This window comes from Pseudomonas sp. EZ-C24, assembly GCF_014525325.1.
Classification (GTDB): domain Bacteria; phylum Pseudomonadota; class Gammaproteobacteria; order Pseudomonadales; family Pseudomonadaceae; genus Aquipseudomonas; species Aquipseudomonas shirazensis.
In genome coordinates this window covers 341,606-361,989 of sequence record NZ_JACDIU010000014.1, presented here as the reverse complement: position 1 = coordinate 361,989, position 20,384 = coordinate 341,606, and the positions used below count along the sequence as shown (strand labels likewise).

17 protein-coding genes are annotated in these 20,384 nt (G+C 63.1%); 2 read left to right on the top strand and 15 right to left on the bottom strand.

Going from position 1 to position 20,384, the window contains the following annotated elements:
• The first annotated feature begins 115 nt into the window (after window positions 1-115).
• Window positions 116-1,303, top strand: a complete 1,188-nt coding sequence (locus IDM28_RS10760; RefSeq protein WP_178080764.1) for an MFS transporter — start codon at window positions 116-118, stop codon at window positions 1,301-1,303.
• Between the two features lie 46 nt (window positions 1,304-1,349).
• On the opposite strand, the gene IDM28_RS10755 is transcribed toward IDM28_RS10760, so the two are convergent.
• A complete protein-coding gene (locus tag IDM28_RS10755; protein ID WP_101319247.1) occupies window positions 1,350-2,534 on the bottom strand; it encodes an MFS transporter in 1,185 nt (394 codons plus the stop codon).
• Between the two features lie 107 nt (window positions 2,535-2,641).
• Window positions 2,642-5,509: an HD domain-containing phosphohydrolase gene (locus IDM28_RS10750; RefSeq protein WP_410524661.1), complete on the bottom strand. Its 2,868-nt coding sequence runs from the start codon at window positions 5,507-5,509 to the stop codon at window positions 2,642-2,644.
• 328 nt (window positions 5,510-5,837) lie between these two features.
• Here IDM28_RS10750 and IDM28_RS10745 point away from each other — a divergent pair, with 328 nt between their 5' ends.
• Window positions 5,838-6,509: a DUF3313 domain-containing protein gene (locus tag IDM28_RS10745; RefSeq protein ID WP_188035888.1), complete on the top strand. Its 672-nt coding sequence runs from the start codon at window positions 5,838-5,840 to the stop codon at window positions 6,507-6,509.
• 67 nt (window positions 6,510-6,576) lie between these two features.
• Here the strand turns inward: IDM28_RS10745 and IDM28_RS10740 are convergent, their stop codons facing one another.
• The 13 genes from IDM28_RS10740 to thrC form a co-directional block, all read right to left on the bottom strand.
• The gene (locus IDM28_RS10740) at window positions 6,577-7,917 is read right to left on the bottom strand and encodes an MFS transporter (protein ID WP_101319243.1); all 1,341 of its coding nucleotides are present in this window, start codon (window positions 7,915-7,917) and stop codon (window positions 6,577-6,579) included.
• Between the two features lie 98 nt (window positions 7,918-8,015).
• Window positions 8,016-8,948, bottom strand: coding sequence for a 3-keto-5-aminohexanoate cleavage protein (locus IDM28_RS10735; protein ID WP_188035887.1), 933 nt, complete (start codon window positions 8,946-8,948; stop codon window positions 8,016-8,018).
• Between the two features lie 91 nt (window positions 8,949-9,039).
• Window positions 9,040-9,828 (bottom strand): SDR family oxidoreductase, encoded by a 789-nt coding sequence (locus IDM28_RS10730; RefSeq protein WP_101319239.1) that lies wholly within the window; start codon window positions 9,826-9,828, stop codon window positions 9,040-9,042.
• Entirely contained in the window at window positions 9,825-10,547 is a 723-nt protein-coding gene (locus IDM28_RS10725) for a GntR family transcriptional regulator (RefSeq protein WP_101319237.1), read from the bottom strand. Before IDM28_RS10725 ends, IDM28_RS10730 begins: the two co-directional genes overlap by 4 nt.
• 131 nt (window positions 10,548-10,678) lie before the next feature.
• Window positions 10,679-11,659 (bottom strand): 2-hydroxyacid dehydrogenase, encoded by a 981-nt coding sequence (locus IDM28_RS10720; protein ID WP_188035886.1) that lies wholly within the window; start codon window positions 11,657-11,659, stop codon window positions 10,679-10,681.
• 9 nt (window positions 11,660-11,668) lie between these two features.
• Entirely contained in the window at window positions 11,669-12,955 is a 1,287-nt protein-coding gene (locus IDM28_RS10715) for an MFS transporter (RefSeq protein ID WP_188035885.1), read from the bottom strand.
• Window positions 12,956-13,020: 65 nt separating this feature from the next.
• Window positions 13,021-13,971, bottom strand: a complete 951-nt coding sequence (locus IDM28_RS10710; RefSeq protein WP_150572609.1) for a sugar kinase — start codon at window positions 13,969-13,971, stop codon at window positions 13,021-13,023.
• Window positions 13,964-14,743 (bottom strand): sugar phosphate isomerase/epimerase family protein, encoded by a 780-nt coding sequence (locus IDM28_RS10705; RefSeq protein ID WP_188035884.1) that lies wholly within the window; start codon window positions 14,741-14,743, stop codon window positions 13,964-13,966. The genes IDM28_RS10710 and IDM28_RS10705 overlap by 8 nt, the downstream gene beginning before the upstream one ends.
• 63 nt (window positions 14,744-14,806) lie before the next feature.
• Window positions 14,807-15,829 (bottom strand): LacI family DNA-binding transcriptional regulator, encoded by a 1,023-nt coding sequence (locus IDM28_RS10700; protein WP_101319227.1) that lies wholly within the window; start codon window positions 15,827-15,829, stop codon window positions 14,807-14,809.
• A 151-nt stretch (window positions 15,830-15,980) separates the two neighbouring features.
• Complete coding sequence (locus IDM28_RS10695; RefSeq protein ID WP_188035883.1) at window positions 15,981-17,399, bottom strand: aldehyde dehydrogenase family protein; 1,419 nt, start codon at window positions 17,397-17,399, stop codon at window positions 15,981-15,983.
• 13 nt (window positions 17,400-17,412) lie between these two features.
• Entirely contained in the window at window positions 17,413-18,453 is a 1,041-nt protein-coding gene (locus IDM28_RS10690; RefSeq protein ID WP_188035882.1) for a homoserine dehydrogenase, read from the bottom strand.
• A gap of 103 nt (window positions 18,454-18,556) precedes the next feature.
• Window positions 18,557-18,994, bottom strand: a complete 438-nt coding sequence (locus tag IDM28_RS10685) for an Lrp/AsnC family transcriptional regulator (RefSeq protein WP_103437263.1) — start codon at window positions 18,992-18,994, stop codon at window positions 18,557-18,559.
• Window positions 18,991-20,379, bottom strand: coding sequence for a threonine synthase (gene thrC / locus IDM28_RS10680; protein WP_188035881.1), 1,389 nt, complete (start codon window positions 20,377-20,379; stop codon window positions 18,991-18,993). Before thrC ends, IDM28_RS10685 begins: the two co-directional genes overlap by 4 nt.
• Window positions 20,380-20,384: the final 5 nt, after the last annotated feature.

The following is a 20,384-nucleotide window of genomic DNA, read 5'->3' as shown; positions in this document are numbered from 1 at the left end:
ACTCCGCAAGCATTTACAGCATTAGCTGGCCAAGCGATGAACCGCCTCGACGGAGCGTGTTCACATCCATAAACTGCTCAGTTAAACGTTTCAGCGTATTTCAACAAGGATCCCGATGTCAGTTCACCAAGCCCCTCCCCCAACCGCCTCCAAAGCCACCGTGGCGAAAATGGAGGCCGCCATGGCCCTGGGCAGCTTCGCCATCGGCACTGGCGAGTTCGCGATCATGGGCCTGATGCCCGACATTGCCAGCAACCTGCACCTGAGCGAGCCTCAAGTCGGCCACGCGATCAGTGCCTACGCCCTGGGCGTGGTGGTCGGTGCACCGGCGCTGGCGATTCTCGGCGCCAAGCTGCTGCGCAAGCACATGCTGCTGTTGCTGATGGCGCTGTATGCCGCGGGCAACCTGGCGACCGCTTTTGCCCCATCATTCGGCGGCCTGGTGGCGTTCCGCTTTATCAGCGGCCTGCCCCATGGCGCCTATTTTGGTATCGCGGCGGTGGTGGCCTCGAGCATGGTCGCGAGTAACCAGCGGGCCGGGGCGGTGGCGCGAGTGATGCTCGGGCTGACCCTGGCCATGCTGCTGGGCAACCCCGTGGCAACCCTGCTGGGGCAGTACTTTGGCTGGCGGTCGGCATTCTTGCTGGTGGGGGTGATCGCGCTATGCACCATTGCCCTGGTCTGGCGTTACGTGCCGCAGCGTGACGATGAAGCACGCAGCGATCCGCGCAAGGAGTTGCAGGCGTTCCGCTTGCCGCAAGTGTGGATGGCGCTGGGCATTGCCGCCGTGGGCTTTGCCGGGATGTTCTGCGTGTTCAGCTATCTGGCGCCCACCATGCTCGAGGTGACCGGCACTTCGGCACAGATGATCCCCTTTGCCCTGGCGGCATTTGGCGCCGGCGGCATCATCGGCAACATTGCCGGCGGCAAGCTGTTTGATCGGCTGCAGTTCCGTGCGGTAGGCCTGGTGTTGCTCTGGTCGATCGGCGTGCTGCTGTTCTTCACCTACGCCGCCCATGCACTGTGGTCAGTCATGCTCGGCATCGCTTTGGTCGGCAGCATGATCGCCCTGGCAGCGCCGCTGCAGATTCGCTTGATGGACATCGCCCACGAGGCGCCGAGCCTGGCGGCGGCATCCAACCACGCAGCGTTCAACCTGGCCAATGCGCTGGGGCCGTGGCTGGGCGGCATGGCGATTACTGCTGGACTGGGCTGGACCAGCACCGGTTACATCGGCGCGGCGACCGCGTTGGTCGGCCTGGGCCTGTATCTGCTGGCGCGCCGCATGAAGGGCGGCCACTAAGCAGACACGTGGGCGCAACAGTCCTGACTGTTGCGCCCTGCTTCAATCAGGCATACGGCCTTGGCGCAGGCGTGCGGGCATTGAGCAGTGGCCGAGCCAGGCTGATCAGGCCCAGTCCGGCCAGCGCCGCGCCAACCCACAGCGGCGCACGCAGGCCAAAGCCCGCATCGATCGCCTGGCCCCCCGCCCAACTGCCAAAGGCCAAACCAGCGGTGATGACCGAGGTGTGCAGGGTATTGACCAACGCGCCCGGCTCGGCGGCCTTCATCACCCGCGCGACCATCGCTGGGTTGAGCGCCACGCCGGTAAAACCGATCAGGATAAAGCACAGCAAATTCAACCAGCGATGCTCGCCGCCCAGCGCAAAGCCGGCCATGGCCAGCACCAGCAGCGCCAGACCCCAACCCAAGGCGCGGAAGGTGTGCCGCTCGGCGATACGTCCGATGAACAGGTTGCCAAGCACGTTGGCGACGCCGTACAGCGCCAGCAGCGGTGCGACGTAAGCGGGCAATACGCCGACTTCGTTGATCAAGATCGGTGTGATGTAGCTGAATGCGGCAAAGGTCGCACCGATGATCAGCCCGCTGGTGACATAGGCCCCCCACAGGCTGCGGCTTTTCAGGTCGTCCAGTTGCCGACGCAGGCTGGGCTGCTGGCCGGCGACGTCCTGCGGCAGCTGGCGTGCGACCAGCAAAGTGCACAGCAGCGCCAGGGCAACGATCATCCAAGCACTGGCGCGCCAGCCGGCGACCTGCTCGATCACCGTGGTCAGCGGCACGCCGGCCACCGGCGACAGCATCAGCCCCGCCAGCACCACCGCGATCGCCCTGCCCCGCGCGGCCAACGGCACCAGCCCGGCACACAGAGTCATGCACAGGCCGATGCAGGCTGCACTGGCCACACCCATGATCACCCGCGCTGTCAGCAGAATGGTGTAGCTCGGCGCCACGGCGGACACCCCGGCGGCCAATAAATAGACGACCAACAAGGCGATCAACGCCCGTTTGTTACCGATGCCGCGAGAAATCAACAGCACTGTGAGCGGCGGCCCACCGAGGGCCATGCCCAATGCATAGAAGGCAATCAGGTTGCCGACCTGGGCCAGGCTGACGGAGAAGGCATCAGCCAATGCCGGCATCATCCCGGCGACCATGAACTCGGCGGTGACCAGGGTGAAGATGGTCAAACCCAGCAGGTAGACGGTTGCTGGCAGCTTGTACGGGGTAGTCATAACACGCTCAAACAGAAAAACAGAGCGGGCTACCCTAGGCAGATTTGACTCATCGGTCAAACTTTCATGAGCGCAGTCGATAGTCGGCAGGCACCCTCCAGACGCCCTCAAGACCCTGCGAATGCGCGCAGATAAGGCTCGATATCGACGTCGTCAAGCTGGTCACTGCGCAGAAAACGCTCGCCGTACTCGCGGTACACGCCGCTGCTTAAAAACAGGCGGAACAGCCCTGGGTCGATGTGCTGGTCGCGGGCCATGAAGCCGAGAATCTTGACTGACTCCGACAACGTCTTGGCTGCCTTATAGGGCCGGTCAGCGGCACTCAGAGCCTCGAAGATATCGGCAATCGCCATCACTCGTTCGGCGATGCTCATGTCGTCTTTCTTCAAACCACGCGGGTAGCCGCTGCCGTCCATCTTTTCGTGATGGTTGCCGGCAATCTGCGGTACGCGCTTGAGGTGGCTGGGCAACGGCAAGGTGTTGAGCATGATGATGGTCTGCACGATGTGCTCGTTGATCTTGAAGCGCTCTTCGTCAGTCAGGGTGCCGCGACGGATACTCAGGTTGTGCAGTTCACCATAGTTGTAGGCATGGGTCGGCAGGCGCATGTCGAAGCCCCAGGTATTGCGTGGGTCGTGTTTGTCGACTGGCGGCTTGCGCTCACCCCATGGCACCAGGTGGTCGACACGGTCAGCCAGTAGTTGCTCAGGCGCCGGCAGCAATGCCGAGGCCACTGGCGCCAGGCGTTCTGCCTCGTCACGGGACAAGCCCAGGCGGTTATCGAAGTTGCGCAGCCACGGGCGCGAACCAATGGTACGCAAGCGCTCGATATCGGCATCGGACATGAACTCGCCGCCGATGTTGGCATTGGCGATAAAGGCGAACTCTTCCTGCAACTGCGCCCGGGTATTCTCCAGCGCTGCTTGCAGCGCCTGCTGCTCGCCACCCTCAGCCAAGCGCTGCCAATAGAGCAACTCGGCATCGCGCCAGAGCACTTCGAAGCGGGTGCGGATTTCGTGGATGCGGTTGTTCAAGGTCTCCAGCTTGGTCGCCTTGTCGACTACGTACTCTGGGCTGGTGACCTTGCCGCAGTCATGCAGCCACGCCGCGATCCTGAACTCATAGCGCTCCAGCGCGCTCATGTGAAACTGCGCGTAAGGCCCACTGTTTGCGGCAATGACACTGTCCATGAGCATTTGCGCCAGCACCGGCACACGCTGGCAGTGACCTCCGGTATAGGGGCTTTTGGCATCGGTGGCATCCGCGAGCAGCTGGATGATGCCGTCGAGCAGGCGTTGCTGGGCCTCGATCAACTGGCGTGTCTCTATGGCCACTGCGGCCGCCCCGGACAGCTCCTCGACAAACTGGCGAAATGCCGGTGCAATGCCGCCCGAGTGCAGCTGCGCCGGGTCCAACTGCAACACCAACAGCCCAAGGCGCTGCCCGCTGCGGTCATTCAGCGCCACGGCCATGGTCGGTGTCTGGCCAGGCATCGCCTGCTCCACTGCGCTATTGAGTTGATGCGGCTCGTGCACGCCAAGCTGCAGGTCAGCGGGATAGCGCTCATCGCGATAGTGTGCAGCCAGGCGTAATACCTCGCTGTCTTCGCCGGCCAGATAGACAGCACCGCTGGTTACGGCAGTCGCCTCCACCAGTTCACCCAGCACCTGGCGAAGCATATCTTCCAGATTGGTTTCCCGGCTCAGGCTGAGGGTGATCGCCTGGAAGTTGTGAATGGTGCGCGACATGCCGCCGAGCACCTCGCTCAGCGCGCTGACCTCGCTGATCCGCGACTCGACCCCGACGCGCCGGCTGAAGTCGAAGCTGGCCAGAGCCTGTACTTGCTCTGTCAGCGCCTGCAGCGGCTGGCCAATGCGCCGCGCCAGGGCCCAGCCGACCAGCAGCAGGACCCCGATCAAAACAATCGCCCAGCGCGCTTCGGCCACCAGCATCTGCCGCGCGCCGCCCAGTAGCTCAGCCGCGGGTACTGCGATCAGCAGGCGGATATCGTGCTGGGTGAATGACGAAAGCGGAACCTGCACGCCGTACCAGTCCTGGCCGGCCGCCTGATAGTGGACAGGGTCTGCGCTCTGGTAATTGTTGACGAACAGCCAGCTGAGGCTGTCGACCGCCAGCTCGTCCAGGCGCGACAAACGCAGCGCCGCACCGTCCTGGACCACTACCCGCTGCAGGTCTGGGTAAAACACTACCTCGCCGTCACTGCCCACCACCGCCATCTGCGTGCCGGGGGTCGTGCGCAGGTCAGCAACTTCGCCGCCCAGGTCGTTGACCGAGGCGTCCATGCCCAGCACTGCGTGCCCAGTGATGCTGCGTTGGGCAACCGTCAGGCCGATCTCCTTGGTGGTGAAAAAGACATAGGGCTTGGTCAACTGGGTAGTCGCGCTGGCCAGGCCCTCGACAAACCACGGCCGCGTACGCGGGTCAAAGTGGTAGTCCGGTTTGGCCAGCGTTTGCAGCAGCGTCAGCCCTCTGTCGTAAAAGCGCCACTCACCGAGCATCTGCCCACTGCCGTCCAGGCTGATGCTTTGCAACAGGTACGCGGCACCTGCGGGCGCATGGACGCTCTGGCTGTCGGCCTCGTCGCGCAGCGCCCGTAACAGCACGAACTCGCCATTGGCATAGCCCACATACACCGCGCTGAGCATGCTGTTGGCGTCCAGGCTGGCCGCGAGCAAGGGCAAACGATCAAGCCGTTGCTGCAGCGTGACGGCCTCGGCAAGCGAGTCATGGGCAAGCAGACGGATCGAGCTGAGTACCGGGTTGATCAAGCGCTGCGCCCGCTCGTTGATGGTGCGCGCCAGCTGGCGACTGGTGTCGGCCGATGCAGCCAGCAAGGTGTGCTCGATGCTGCGGTAGCCCTGGTAGGCCAGCACTGCCCCAAGCGTCAGCGTACTGAACATGATTGCCAGGCCAATCAGCACTTGCAGGGAGAAGCCGCGGCGTGAGGTGTTCAAGGGTCTGGACCTTCTTTGGCATTCGTTGTAATCCGCAGCTCGAATGCCCGCCGCGCCTGTTCCAGCTAATCCTAGCCCAACTCTTTACTTACGCATGGCTGGACTATGCTGATTGACGGTTGCCCAGGTGTGCCAAGTAACAGCGCTGTCATGTACTGGACTCGGCTGCGCTCATTACATGAGCAATGCGGGCCACAGGGCAACTCGCATCACCCTGTTTGACACCAATCGCAACGCTGCAGCTCGATAGTGTGAAAGGCCGCGCGACGTGGCGATTCCCCCTCGGCAGTGTGATCTCGTCCGAGATCGGTCCACAAGGAGCAACAACATGAAGTCAAAGTTACTGCTGACCGCGTTGTGCGTGGCAACACTTGCAGTGTCTGGCTGTGCCAGCAAGTACGTCGAGTCCAACCAGTATTCTGGATTCCTCAAGGATTACAGTTTGCTCAAGCAGGAGACTTCACCTTCCGGTGCGCCGGTCATGCGCTGGGTCGATCCGAAGCTCGATGCACGCCGCTACACCAAGGCCTATATCGAACCGAGCCAGCTGTATCCAAAGCCGCAGCCCACGGCCAAGATCCCCGCCAGCACCCTGCAAGGCATCACCCAGTATTACGATCAGGCCCTGCAGCGGGAGATGGCCAAGGTCATGCCGTTGGCCAAGGGACCAGGCCCGGGGGTGTTGATCGTGCGGCCGGCGATTACTGGGGTGAGTGCGAGCACCAAGAGCCTGCAAGCCTATGAAGTGATCCCGATTGCCTTGATCGCAGCCGGCGTGAGCACCGCGACCGGCATCCGTGATCAGGACACCAGCCTCGCCACTGAAGCGGCCTTCATCGACGCGGCCGACAACAAAGTGGTGGCGCAGGTGGTGCGCAAAGGTGCGGGCGCCGAACTGGATAACGCCGACCAGGTCATGCAGACCAAGGATGTGAAAGCGGTACTCGATGGCTGGGCCAGAGACATGGCCAAGTCGTTCGAGCAGGTCAGAAACAAATAGTCCAGGGTTACAACCGCAAAAGGGCTGCTCTGGCCGGCAACGTCAGCCAGAGCAGCCCAGTGTGGACTCAAACTACCTGTCGGCGTCCATGCGCTTCAGCCTTGGGGACCTTGCGCTCATGCCCTTGACGCAGGCGCAGGGCAGCCAGCGCGGCGAGCACCAGGATCACCGCGATGATTTTCATCCCGTCCATGGCGTTACCTGTCGTTTGCTCGATCAGGCCCATCACCGACGGGCCGACAAAGCCGCCCAACAGCCCACACGAGTTGACGAAGCCCAGCCCACCGGCCAGTGCAGCGCCTTTGAGGCGTGACGCCGGGTACAGGAAGATGATCGACTGCACCACAAAGAACATCAGCGCCGACAGGCAGAAGCCCAGCAGGCTCAGCACCGGCCCTGCCAGCGAGGCGATACCCAGCCCGGCGGCCATGGTCAGCAACCCGCACACCAGCATCATCCGCGCCCGCTGCGGGGTCGTGGCAAAACGCGGCAGCGCCATGGCACCCACGGCTGCGGCGATCCACGGCAGCGAGGTCAGCAAGCCGATCTGCAGCGTGGTCAACTCGCCGTATTTGCCGATGATCCCCGGCAGGAAGAAGATCACCGTATACACCGTGATCTGATGGCAGAAGTACACCAGGATCGCCAGGAAGATCTGCGGCGTCAGGCACTGCTTGAGCGAATGGCCGCCCTGCCCTGCACCTTCCTCCTGCTCAGCCGCCAGGCCGCGTTCGATCTGCTCGGCTTCAGCCGGGCTCAGCCACGGCGCCTTGCTCGGCCGGTCCGGCAGCTTCGTCCACACGACATAGGCGAAGAACACCGCCGGCAGGCCTTCGAGCATGAACATCCACTGCCAACCGCGCCAGCCCCAGACGCCGTCCAGCTGCATCAGCAACGCGCCCAGCGGGCCGCCGATGATATTGGCGAAGCACACCCCCAGGAGGAAGTAGCCAATCGCCCGCGCACGTTGCTCGCGGCCGAACCAATAGGTCAGATAGAGCATCACGCCGGGGAACAGCCCCGCCTCGGCCACACCCAGCAGCAGACGCAGGATGTAAAACGAGGTTTCGCCCTGAACAAACGCCATCGCGGCCGAAATCAGGCCCCAGGTCACCATGATGCGGGCGATCCAGAAGCGCGCGCCGACCTTGTGCATGATCAGGTTGCTGGGTACTTCCGACAGCGCATAGGTCAGAAAGAACAAGCCGGCGCCCAGCCCATAGGCCGCCGCCGAAATACCCAGATCCACATCCAGCTGATGCTTGGCCAAAGCGATGTTGGTGCGGTCGAGAAAGCTCAGGATGTACGCCGCAATCAGCAACGGCATCAGCTTGATGAAGATGACCTTGTTCAGCGTGGCTGAATCACGGGGTGTGGCAGCGCTATCGATGTTTCTTGTAATTGTCATCGCACAAACCTCATGGCTTGAGTAGCCGGTGAATGCTGAAGGTGCCGGCAGCCGGGCCCAATGCCCCGCTGCACAGAATCCGCGAGGTGACGCCGGGGCTAGAAGTCGACCTTGTCCTGGCCTTTGAGGTCGAGTATTTCCCGGGCTTCATCCGGCGTTGCAACTCGCGCGCCGAGCGCTTCGATCACTGTCCGGATGCGTTTGACCTGGTCGGCATTGGATGCGGCCAGTTGGCCCGGGCCGTCCCACAACGAATCCTCCAGGCCAACCCGTACGTGGCTGCCCATTGCCAGGCCCATGGTACCCAGCGGGATCTGATTGCGCCCGGCGCCCAGGATCGACCACTGATAAGCGTCGCCAAACAGCCGATCAGCCGTACGGCGCATGTGCGCAAGGTCTTCCGGGTGGCCACCGATACCGCCGCGCAGGCCAAACACCGACTGGATGAATATCGGTGCCTTGAGCAGGCCGCGCTGGAGGAAATGCGCGGCGGTATACAGGTGGCCGATGTCGTAGCACTCGATTTCGAAGCGGGTGCGGTTCTCGGCACAGGCGTTGAGTATGTGGGCGATGTCGCGGAAGGTATTGCGGAAGATCCGGTCGTCACTTTCTGCCAGATATGGCCGCTCCCAGTCATGCTTGAACTCGGTGAAGCGCTCGAGCATTTCGTACAGGCCGAAGTTCATCGAGCCCATGTTCAGTGAAGCCAGCTCCGGCTTGAGCTGAGCCACCGGCTGCAGGCGCTCTTCAACGCCCATGGTTGGCGCACCGCCGGTGGTGATGTTGATGACGACGTCGCTCTTGGCCTTGATCTGCGGCAAGAACTGGCGGAACAGGTCGACGTCCTGGCTGGGCCGGCCATCGATCGGGTCACGTGCATGCAGGTGGACGATGGCAGCGCCGGCTTCGGCGGCACCAATGGCGGCATCGGCAATTTGCTGCGGGGTGATCGGCAGATGCGGCGACATCGACGGCGTGTGAATAGCGCCAGTGACCGCGCAGGTAATGATGATCGGGCGTTTTCTGGACATGCGAATTTCTCCATTCTTGTTCTTGGTGAGAAAGTGAATACGTCAGCAGCAGGGCTGCAGCCCCGCCGTTACTGCATGAGGGGTCGAGCCGTTACAGGTACTCGACGTTGCCATCCACGCTGATGGCCTGGCCGGTCACGTTGCGTGCCGCCGGTGAACACAGGAACAGCGCCATGGCAGCGACGTCTTCGGCGGTGACCATGCGCTTGAGCGAGATCTTCTGCAGGTATTCGTCACGCATCGCCGCTTCAGGCACGTTCAACTGCTCGGCCCGGGCGCGAATCACGCCGTCCATGCGTGGCCCTTCGACGATGCCCGGGAGCAAGGCGTTGACGCGGATATCGCTCTCGCCCAGCTCGCTGGCCAGGGACTTCATCAGCCCAACGATCGCCCATTTGGTTGCGGCATAAGGCGTACGCCAGGCATAGCCAAGGCGCCCCGCCACCGAGGCGATGTGAATCAGGTGGGCATTCGGCGAGGCTTTGAGCAGCGGCACCGCATGGTGGGCGAAGCGGTATTGCCCGGTCAGGTTGATATCGACGGTGCGCTGCCATTCTTCGTCGGTGACGGCGTCTATGCCCGCCGTCGGACCGGCGATCCCGGCGTTGTTGATCAGCACATCGAGGCCGCCGAACTGCTCGCGCTGAACCTTGAACACGGCTTCGATCTGCGCTGGGTCGCCGACATCGGCCTTGGTTGCCAGGCTATTCGGGTAGCGATCACGAAACGCCGCCAGGGCCGCTTCGCTGACATCGCAGACATGCACCTTGGCGCCGGCCTCCATGTACGCCGCAGCCAGCACCTCGCCGATGCCGGCGGCGCCGCCAGAGATCAATACGCGCAGGCCGCTATAGGGAATCAGTCGGTTGAGAACGCTCATGCTTTTTTAACTCCTGAAGCAGGCGACCTGGAACGGTCGCTCTTGACGATCAGGCGTGCCAGCGAGTCGGCCGCCTGCATGATGTCGTCGGTGACCGCCGCCCGCGCAGCGGCGCCATCACCGGCCTGCAAGGCTTCGACGATGCGGTTGTGCGCCTCCATCGAGCGTTGCAGGTGGGCCTTGTCCGGCGCGACCAGGGCAAAGCATGGGCCCATGTGCAGCCAGAAGTTCTCCACCGCGGCGACGGTCAACTCGGCGTTGGCCACAGCGTAGATGCGCCGGTGAAAGGCAAAGTTGGTCCACAGATAACGCGCCACATCGACGTTGTCGGCGGCGTGCTGCATCTGTTCGCAGAGTTGGGTGATCTCGCTCAGGTCGCGCTGGGTCAGCAGCACCACGGCTTTCTCGGCCAGCAAGCCTTCCAGCGCTACCCGCGCGTCGCGGATTTCGCGCAGACGCTCAGGCGTCATCATGCGCACCCGCAGGCGGGCTGTTTCGGTGACTTCAAAGGCGTTTTCGGCACTCAGGCGGTTAAGCGCCTCTCGTACGGGCATCGGGCTTGAACCCAAGGCTTCGGCCAGGCCGCGGATGGTCAGCTTCTGGCCGGGCTGAAAGCGGCCGCTCATCAGCGCTTCACGGATCTGGCGGTAGACCTGGTCCTGCAGTGTGTCGCGCGACACCGGGCGCATTACCGGCAGGAGGGTTGGGCGATCAGTCATGGGCAGACTCACATATTGGCGTTGTTATGGCTTCAATATGTGATCACAAATAACATATGTCAATTGGTTTCAGCACGACAGTGGGTTTGGCCCTAGAACGTCGGGGCGCTTTGCGCCCCCAGCAATGCCGGCTAGCGCATTGCCCAAACCTGCGGATTGACCAGATTCTGTGGGCGCTGGTCAGCCAACGCACAGAGCAAATTGTCTACCGCGCAGCGGGCCATGGCCTGGCGAGTTTCGTGGGTCGCCGAGCCGATGTGCGGCGTCGCCACCACGTTGTCCAGTTGCAGCAAGGGCGAATCCGCCGCCAACGGCTCTTTGACGAACACATCCAGCCCGGCCCCGCGAATGCGCTGCTCACGTAGCACTTCGATCAGCGCGGTTTCATCCACCACCCGGCCACGGGAAATGTTGATGAGGATGGCCTCGGGTTTCATCAGGCTGAGTTCCCGCGCGCCGATCAAACCCTCGGTCGCGGCACTCAACGGCACCGTCAGGCAGACAAAATCCGATTCCTGCAGCAGCCCGTCGAGGCTGCGACAAGCGGCGCCATAAAGGGCCTCGACGGCAGGCTTGGGCTGACGGCTGTGATACACCACGCGCATGCCAAACCCCGCAGCCGCACGCTTGGCCAGTGCTTCACCGATGCGGCCCATACCAACGATGCCCAAGGTCTTGCCGTGCACATCGGTGCCGAAGTGAGCCGGCCCCAGGTTGGCCTGCCAGTGCCCTGCCCGCACCCAACTGGCAAGTTCGACCACCCTGCGCGCCGTCGCCAGGATCAAGGCAAAGCCAGTATCGGCGGTGGTTTCGGTAAGCACATCGGGGGTATTGGTGAGGACGATGCCGCGCTGGGTCAGGTCAGCAATGTCGTAGTTGTCGACCCCCACCGAGACGCTGGCCACCGCTTCCAGCTGCGGCGCCAGGTCCAGCAGGCTGCTGTCCAGGCGCAGGCTGGCCCCGAGCAGGCCATGGGCGTGGGGCAAAGCATCGCGCAGACGGGCCAGGCCATCCGCCTGCGCGGTGTCGACGAAGATCACTTCGGCCTGCTCGCGCAGACGGCCGAGCAAATCATCGGACAAGCGCTTGTAGAGGACTATGGTCTTTTTCATGGCAATTCCTTAATGATTCAGTGCCAGGCCGCCAGCGCGACGCTTGGGCTGAGCCTGGGGTGTACGCAGTGCGACCGTGAGGGCAACCGCCGTCAGCAGCGCACCGCACATGAACAGGTAAGAGGCGCCTGGCCCGCCGGTGGCGCCATTCAGGTAGCCCACCAGCCACGAGCCACCGAACGAGCCCAGTGCGCCCATGCTGTTGATCAAGGCCATGGCCCCGCCTGCGACGTTGCTCGGCAGAATCTCCGGCACGATCGCGAAAAACGGCCCGTATGGCGCATACATGCAGGCTCCGGCCAGGACCAGCAGAGCGTACGACCACCAGAAGTGCTCGCTGCCCAGCGCATACGAGCCGTAGAACGACAGCGCGGCGATCAGCAGCGGTGGCCAGACAAAACGCTTGCGCTTCTGCAGCCGGTCCGAGGCCCACGACACGCCGACCATGGCCAGCACTGCCGCCAGATACGGCACCGATGACAACCAGCCCGCCGTGACGATATCGACATTGGCGGCCTGCTTGAGGATCGACGGCAGCCACAGCACAAAGCCGTACACGCCGATGCTCCAGCAGAAGTACTGCAACGACAGCACGATGACCTGCGGCGAGCGGAACGCCTCGCGATAATTCTTCACCGGTTTGATGCCCTGCTGCTCAGTCGCCAGCGCCGCTTGCAACTGGTCCTTCTCGTGCTGGCTGAGCCAGCTCACCTGGGCCGGTTTGTCCGCCGCCAGGCGCCACCAGATAAACGCCCAGAGCACCGCCGGCAGGCCTTCGATGATGAACATCCAGCGCCAGTCGTAATGCTTGATCAGGTAGCCCGACACCACCGACATCCACAGGATCGTCACCGGGTTGCCGAGCATCAGGAAGGTGTTGGCCCGCGAGCGTTCGGCGCGGGTAAACCAATGGCACAGGTAGATCAGCATCGCCGGCATCACTGCCGCCTCGACCACCCCGAGGAGGAAGCGGATGGCGATCAGAAAGTACACATTGCTGATCATCCCAGTCAGCGTCGCCAGCCCACCCCAGAGGATCAGGCTGACGAAGATCAGCTTCTTGACGCTGCGTTTTTCCGCATAGATCGCCCCGGGCACCTGAAAGAAGAAGTAGCCGAGAAAGAACAACGCACCGAGCAAGGACGACAAGGCCGGGGTGATCTTGAGGTCGTCGGCCATGCCGGAGGCTGCGGCAAAGCCGTAATTGGCGCGGTCCAGATAGGCCAGGCTGTAGGTAATGAACACGATCGGGATGATGTACCACCACCGGCGACGCGCGAGGCTGGTCGTTTGCATGAGGTGTGCTCCTGAGCTTGGTTGTTTTTGTTGCACCAGGTGCCGGCTAACCGGCGATCAGCGTTTCAGGCGCAGCTGCGCCGGTTGTACAGTTCCAGTTCACTGCGCAGCGGCAGGCCTTCCATATCCCCGCGCGACTGCACCGCGCGGCTGCCGCACCAATTGCCGCGGGCAACCGCTTCACCCAGTGGGTAGCCTTCGAGCAGGCCACTGAGCACGCCCACTGCAAAGGCATCGCCCGCGCCGACGGTGTCGACTACCTGCGCAACAGCGAATGCCGGCACCCAGCCCTCAGCGTCCGCGCTGCAGAAATAAGCGCCCTCGCCGCCCAGCTTGATCACCACAAGCTCGACGCCTTGCTGCAGATAAAACGCGGCGATGTCAGCAGGGCTTTGTCGACCGGTGAGCAAACGGCCCTCTTCAAGGCCTGGCAGCACCCAGTTGGCTTTGACTGCCAGCGCGTTGACCTCGCGGATCATGCTGGCCTGGTCAGGCCATAACGATGGGCGCAGATTGGGGTCGAACGAGATGCTCCGGCCAGCGCTGCGCATGGCGTCCACCAGGCCATGCGACAACGCCCGGCAGCCGGCCGACAGCGCCAGCGGAATGCCGGTGGCATGCAGATGCTCGGCGCTGGTCAACTGTGCGTTCAGCAGCTGCGGCGACATATGACTGGCAGCCGAGTTGCGGCGGAAATATTCGACGGCGGGGTCGCTGCCATCATCGCAGCGGGCCTTGAGCTGAAAGCCGGTGGCATGCTCAGGGTCGACTTGCACCGCCGAGCAATCCAGGCCCTCCTTGAGCAGGCTGTCCAGCACGAAGCGGCCCAACGAGTCATTGCCGACCCGGCTCAGCCAACGCACCTTGAAGCCCAGCCGCGACAAACCGATCGCAACATTGCTGTCGGCACCGGCAATGCGTTTGCCGAACTGGCCGACCTGCGCCAGTTCACCGGTTTGTTCGGCGACGAACATGGCCATGGTCTCGCCAAAGCACAACACGTCATGGTCAGGCATGGCTCACCTCCGCCGTCAGCGCAAGCCGAGCCAGGTTGTTGACCTGGGCACGAGTTACCGCCAGCAGGTCGTCACCGACCAGAGGAAACTCGACCGCGCGCACCACTGCCGGGCTGAACTCGCTGAACATCTGCTCCCAGGCCAGCAGATCGGCTGCGCGTGGCGGCACTGCGACCAGGCGGCCATTGGCCTGGCGCTCGACCGCCTTGCAGTGCACATAGCGCACCCAGCGGCCCAGCTCGTGAGCGGCTTGAACCGCCGACTCACCCTGCCAGCGCCAGTTGCCAATATCGAAAGTCATGCCCAGCGCCAGTGCGATGGATTCACAGCGCAGAAGAAACTGCAGCATCGGTTCGATCCGCCCGCCGTGCGCAGTCTGGTCGTTTTCAACCAGCAGCATTGGGCCATCCGCCGAGAGTTGCGCAGCCAGCGCCGTCAGGTCACAGCCCGGCTGATAGTGACCAAGGGAAACCTTGAGTGCCACCGCGCCCACGGCCCTGGCGGTCTGTAGCTTGGCAGGCAACGCCGGGTTCAATTGGCCGTCCTCCAGCCACAGCTCCAGCGGCGAGGAATACAGGCATTCCATGCCTGAGGTGCGGATTGCGGCAGACAGCTGTGGGCAGTCCGGCGGGCTGGCGAACAGTTCTTCGCGCAGCTCGACTCGACTGACGCCGGCCGCAGCCAGCAACGGCACGAAACTGGCCTGGCCACGCTGGCGGACCAAATCGGCGCCGTAGCTGGAAAGGCTGATGGAAACGGGGTTCGAGCGCATTGTTATTGTCCTTATGAAACCGGTTTCATTTCGATGCAACGCAAACGGACGTGACTCCGTTGGTCAAATACGGGGGTTGGTCGATCCGCGAATGATCAGTTCGGCCTTGAGGTCGATGCGCTGCGCAGCAGCGTTACCGCCACGCAACCGCTCAAGCAGGCAGTTGAAAGCCAACGCGCCGATGCGTTCGGTAGGTTGCGCCAGCGCGGTAATGCCGCTGCCGACCAATGGGTGCCAGTCGAGCTCGTCGAGGGCGATCAGGCCGACATCCTCGAACAATCTGCAGCCGCGCTCGTGCAAGGCGCGAGTGACGGCCAGGGTGGCCACGCCGTTGAAGGTGAAAATCGCTTGCGGGCCATGCCCGCTGGCACCGAGGAAATTGCCCAGACATGCGGGCAAATCAGCCGCACACTCGAGGATCTGCTGGCGCATGCCGGGGCGGCGATTGATCGATGCGGTAAAGGCCTGCACCCGTTCCAGTCGCGAGCTGGTGCCATCCAGCGGCTCGCTGACTGCCAGAATGTCGCGGTAGCCGCGAGCCTGCAGGTGGTCCAGCGCCTGCTCGACTGCGTCGGCGTTATCCAGCCCGACCATGTCGGCATTGAGCTGCGGCACCTGACGGTCGACCAGCACCATGGGGATATCCCGGTGCAACGCCAGCAGCTCGCCCTGGTGGTGGCCGAGGGTGTTCACGATCAGCCCTTCGACGTTGTAGGACTGCAGCACGCGCAGGTGATGGCTCTCTTGCTCGTCATCGCGGTTGGTGTTGCACAGCACCAGGCTGTAGCCGTGCTCGCGACAGGCAGTTTCAACGCCGCGCATCACGGCCACTGAATAGGGGTTGAGAATGTCGGCGACCAGCATGCCGATCAGGCGCGTCTGGCCGCGCTTGAGGCCTCTGGCCATCTGGTTTGGCCGGTAGCCGAGACGCTCGATGACCTCGGCCAGATGCTGCGCAGTGGCATCGGCGAGCAACTGACGGTCGCCACCGATATAACGCGACACGGTCGCCTTGGATACGCCGGCGACCCGTGCAACCTGGCTGATGGTGACCCGCTCACGCGGGCTGGACGGTGTATCGGTCATCTGAGGTCTCTTGTGATTATTGTTTGAGACGGGTTATGAAACCGGTTTCAATACATCAAAAGTCGAGACCTAAGTCACCTACCGTTCGTCGGATCTGCTCTGCACATCACGCTACCCTGTCGCCAAACCAGCGCAGGGCAGCGCGCTGCGGTTAGCCCAGATCGTTGATGCACACCACTTTCGGCTGGGTCATATCTTCATAAGCGAAGCGCACACCTTCCCGACCGAGGCTGCCGTACTTGAAGCCGCCAAAGGGCATGGCATCGAAGCGATAGTCCGACGAATCATTGATCATCACCCCACCCGCTTCGATCTGCCTGGCAAGCTTCAACGCCTTGGCCAGGTCACGGGTGAACACTCCGGCGTGCAGGCTGTATTCCGGAGCGTTGGCCAGCGCCACTGCTTCGTCCAGCTGGTCGAACGGCTCAAGAATCACCACCGGCGCAAACACCTCTTGCTGCCAGATCTGGCTGGCATGACTGACCTGCTCCAGCACCGTTGGCGCGTAACTGGCGCCCTTGCGCTGGTGACCGCAGAGCAGCTGCGCACCCTCGCTGAGCGCCTCGTTGACCAACTGTTCAGTGCGGCGCGCAGCCTGTTCGGTCACCATTGGCCCGACATCGGTTTCACGCAGGGCCGGGTCTCCCAGCAGCAAGGCCTGTGCCTGGGCGACAAAGCGTGCGCGGAACGCTTCATAGATCGGCCGTTGCACCAAGATCCGCTGGGTGCCGATGCAGTTCTGCCCCGCCGCCCAGAACGCCCCGGAGACACACGACTCGACCGTGGGTTCCAGGTCGCAGTCTGCCAACACCAGCACCGGCGCGTTGCCGCCCAGGTCCATCGCCAGCTTTTTCAGGCCAGCACTGCGGGCAATCGACTCGCCGGTAACAAAGCCGCCGGTGAACGACACCATGCGCACCTCGCGCAGTTCGACCAGCGCCTTGCCCAACTCGACACCACCGGTCACGGCAGTGACCACCGAGTCCGGTAAACCCGCCTGCAGCAGGCATTCGACCAGTTTCAGGGCCGACAGCGGCGCCAGTTCGGACGGTTTCAGGATCAACCCATTGCCACCGGCAATCGCTGGCCCGAGCTTGTGTGCGACCAGATTGAGCGGGTCGTTGTACGGTGTGATCGCGACGATTAACCCCAACGGCTCTCGGCTGAACCAGCCCTGGCGCGATTCAGAGCCCTCATAGGCCTCGAACGGCACCACCTCACCGGCATTGCGCCGCGCCTCTTCAGCCGACAGTTTGAGGGTGTTGATGCAGCGTTTGACCTCTTTCTCGGCCTGGCGCAAGGTCTTGCCGGCCTCGGCGACGATCAATTCGGCAAACGCCTGGGCTTGCTCCTGCACCCGCCGCGCCGCCTCCTCCAACACACGTGCGCGCTGATGGCGCGGCATTGCCGCGGCCTGGCGCACACCTTGGCGGGCACGCTCGAGGATGGCCGGCACCGCACTGGCATCCAGGCACGGCACGCTGCCGATCAAGCGGCCGTCGTAAGGGCTGAACACATCGATCTGCTGCGCTTCGACCCGTTGCACATTGACCTTGCTGGCTACGCTCATGGCTGCTCTCCGCTTACTGCTGCTGGCTGGTGTGGATGGCGACGATGTCCGAGAGCAAGGCAAAGGCGGTTTCGATCTTGCCTGCACCCGGGCCGGACACCGTGACTGCACCGACCAGCTCAGTGGTGAACGAGACCGCATTGGTTGCCCCGCTGATACCGGCCAGTGGGTGGCTGAGCGGCAACAAACGTGCAGCGACGCTGGCTTGCACCGAGCCATCGGCCTGGCACTGGGCCGCACCGATCAGCTTCCAGCACTGGCCATTGCGGCTGGCGGTGGCGATGTCTTCAGCGCTGATGTTGCTGATACCCGAGCAGGCGACGTCGCTGATCTGCAGCTTGGCGTTGAGCAGTTCGTTGGCGAGGATCACCACTTTCAAGCGCACGTCATAGCCATCGACGTCGGCGCTTGGGTCAGCTTCGGCGTAGCCCAGTTGCTGCGCCTGTGCGACCGCCGCAGCAAAGCTCAGGCCTTCCTGCATGCGGGTCAGAACATAGTTGGAGGTGCCGTTGAGGATGCCTTCGAAACCTTGCACTTCAGCGCCGGCCAGCGCTTGCCTGGCCAGGCGAATCACCGGCGTACCGCTCATGACCGAGCCTTCGTACTCGAAAGCGACGTTGTTGCGCTGCGCCAGCGCCTTGAGCTCACTGCCGTGCAGGGCAATCGGGCCCTTGTTGGTGGTGACCACATGAATGCCGCTTTCCAGCGCCCAGCGGCAGAAGGTGGTGGCGGGCTCGCCGTCGACAGGATTGGTGAAAGTCGCCTCCGCGATGATGTCGGCGCCGGATTGCTTGATCACTGTCTCGGTGAAAGCTTCGGCGGTGCCACCGTACAGCTTGGCAAAGGCGCCTTTCTCGGCTGGCAGGGCCACCAGCTGGGCGGCATCGAGACCGTCGCGGTTGACGATCGAGCCAAGGAAGATATCGCTGACGCCAACGATCTTCAGGCTGAACCCCAAACTTGCCTGCCAGCAGGCATTACGTTCGGCAACCAGTTGCGCCAGGCCACGGTTGACCCCACCAAAACCCACCAATGCAATTTTATATTCAGTCATGTCTGCGTTGCTCTCAGGCGTTGTTTGATGGAGTCAGCCTAAGGGTTCACCGCAGTCAGTTGAATTGGTCAGAATGCTGCATTTGTTGGTCGTTTTGCTCGCCTCAGTGCTCGGCCGAGAGCACGAACGAGGTCACTGTGTTTTCCACCCCGGACATGCCGGCGATCTCTTTCCAGACCATGTGCACACGCTCGGGCGAGGCGGCATTGACCCGCAGCATCAGGTCGAACTCACCGCTGAGCACTTCGCATTGGACTACCTCGGGAATGCCGCGCAAGCCGGCCAGCACATCGGCGCCACGCATGCGGTCATAGCGGTAGACAAAGATCACCGCGCTGATCAATGACGAGGCCCGCCGCGAGTCGCCGAGGCGGATGGTATAGCCCTGGATTGCGCCATCGCGCTCCAGCCGCTCGATCCGCTGGCGCACCGCGTTACGCGACAGATTGACCTTGGCGCCCAGCTCGGCGTGGCCGATACGCGCATTGGCGGTCAGCTCGGCCAGGATATGTTCGTCCAGTGGATCAAGAATGCGCTTCATGGCCGCGCCTGCGTTGCTTGGCGCAACGCCTGGATCAAGCTGGCCAGATCGCCCGTTTGCAGGCCTGTGCGCACCTCGTCCGGTTCGGCCAGGGCGGCAACCGGGCCAGGCCACACCCCAAGCTCGGCCAGCAGGCCAGCCGATTTGCTCGGCGCGATTTGCCCGAGGGTGACCATCGGCGCGCCCAGGCTGCGTCGCTGAATCCGCCCAGACAACGCGCCCACGGCAGTATGTGGATCAACCGCCGCGCCGGTCTCGGCAAACAAGCGCAGGACCTCTTCGCGAATCTGCAGCTCCTCAACCGCATGTGAGTCGAACAGCACCCGCGCCCGTAACCATTGCTGATTGCCGATGCTCAGCTCACCGCACGCCTCGAAGTGCTCCATCAACGCCCTCACCGCATGGCCATCATGGTCGTACAGCTCCCAGATAAACCGCTCGAGGTTTGAGTACAGCGAGAAGTCCATCGCCGGCGACGAGGTGCGGCTGCTTTGCCGGGTCGAGTAGCGGTTGCGCTGGATGAAGTGATGCAGGGCGTCGTTGCTGTTGGTCGAAACGATCACCTGGTTGATCGGCAAGCCCATCTTCTGCGCGATGTAGCCTGCGTAGATTTCGGCAAAGCTCGCCGCGGGTACGCTGAAGGCCACCGGCCGCGTGCCGCCGCCAAGCTGCAGCGCGGCGTGAAAGTAATAGACGATCTGCGCCAGCACCCCGACCCAGTTGGTCGAGTTGAAGCAGATCGGCGTCACCTCAGGCAACGGCCACTGGTGCAGCAGGCGCGACACCAGGGTCTGACAGTCGTCAAAACTGCCCGCTACCGGGATCAGCGCGACCTGTTGCGGGCTTGCCTGGTGCAAGGCCGCCAACTGCGCCGGCGGCACACCCTGCTCGGGGTACAACACGGCCAGTTGAGCGTTGGCGCAGCCAGAAAAGGCCTCGATCGCGGCCAGCCCGGTCTCGCCGTTGGTGGCACCGATCACCAGCGCCCTGCCCTGTTGTTGCGGCAGAAAGTGCGCAACCAGGCGCGCCTGCAACTGCGCAGCAAAGTCCTTGGACGACTGCGTCGGGCCATGGAACAGCTCCAGAATCCATTCGTTATGGCCGATCTGCCTTAACGGCGTGATCGCCCGATGATCGAAGTCGCGGTAGCTGTCACTGAGCAGCGCGCGCAACGCAGCTTCGTCCATTGCTCCGCCCACGTAGGGCGAGACCACCCGCCAGACCAGCTCGTCGAACGGCAGCCACGACCAGCTGCCGATCTGCTCTGGAGTGTATTGCGGCACGGCCTGGGGCACGAACAAGCCGCCATCGTCGGCAAGCCCGGAGAGCACTACCCGGCGAAAATCGGCCAGCCCAGCTGCGCCGCGGGTGCTTACGTAATGCATGGTGA

Bases quoted from the DNA above. Each gene is read 5' to 3' on its own strand.
- IDM28_RS10760 (WP_178080764.1), top strand. From the start codon at position 116: ATGTCAGTTCACCAAGCCCCTCCCCCAACCGCCTCCAAAGCCACCGTG.
- IDM28_RS10755 (WP_101319247.1), bottom strand. From the start codon at position 2,534: ATGACTACCCCGTACAAGCTGCCAGCAACCGTCTACCTGCTGGGTTTG.
- IDM28_RS10745 (WP_188035888.1), top strand. From the start codon at position 5,838: ATGAAGTCAAAGTTACTGCTGACCGCGTTGTGCGTGGCAACACTTGCA.
- IDM28_RS10740 (WP_101319243.1), bottom strand. From the start codon at position 7,917: ATGACAATTACAAGAAACATCGATAGCGCTGCCACACCCCGTGATTCA.
- IDM28_RS10735 (WP_188035887.1), bottom strand. From the start codon at position 8,948: ATGTCCAGAAAACGCCCGATCATCATTACCTGCGCGGTCACTGGCGCT.
- IDM28_RS10730 (WP_101319239.1), bottom strand. From the start codon at position 9,828: ATGAGCGTTCTCAACCGACTGATTCCCTATAGCGGCCTGCGCGTATTG.
- IDM28_RS10725 (WP_101319237.1), bottom strand. From the start codon at position 10,547: ATGACTGATCGCCCAACCCTCCTGCCGGTAATGCGCCCGGTGTCGCGC.
- IDM28_RS10720 (WP_188035886.1), bottom strand. From the start codon at position 11,659: ATGAAAAAGACCATAGTCCTCTACAAGCGCTTGTCCGATGATTTGCTC.
- IDM28_RS10715 (WP_188035885.1), bottom strand. From the start codon at position 12,955: ATGCAAACGACCAGCCTCGCGCGTCGCCGGTGGTGGTACATCATCCCG.
- IDM28_RS10710 (WP_150572609.1), bottom strand. From the start codon at position 13,971: ATGCCTGACCATGACGTGTTGTGCTTTGGCGAGACCATGGCCATGTTC.
- IDM28_RS10705 (WP_188035884.1), bottom strand. From the start codon at position 14,743: ATGCGCTCGAACCCCGTTTCCATCAGCCTTTCCAGCTACGGCGCCGAT.
- IDM28_RS10700 (WP_101319227.1), bottom strand. From the start codon at position 15,829: ATGACCGATACACCGTCCAGCCCGCGTGAGCGGGTCACCATCAGCCAG.
- IDM28_RS10695 (WP_188035883.1), bottom strand. From the start codon at position 17,399: ATGAGCGTAGCCAGCAAGGTCAATGTGCAACGGGTCGAAGCGCAGCAG.
- IDM28_RS10690 (WP_188035882.1), bottom strand. From the start codon at position 18,453: ATGACTGAATATAAAATTGCATTGGTGGGTTTTGGTGGGGTCAACCGT.
- IDM28_RS10685 (WP_103437263.1), bottom strand. From the start codon at position 18,994: ATGAAGCGCATTCTTGATCCACTGGACGAACATATCCTGGCCGAGCTG.
- thrC (WP_188035881.1), bottom strand. From the start codon at position 20,379: ATGCATTACGTAAGCACCCGCGGCGCAGCTGGGCTGGCCGATTTTCGC.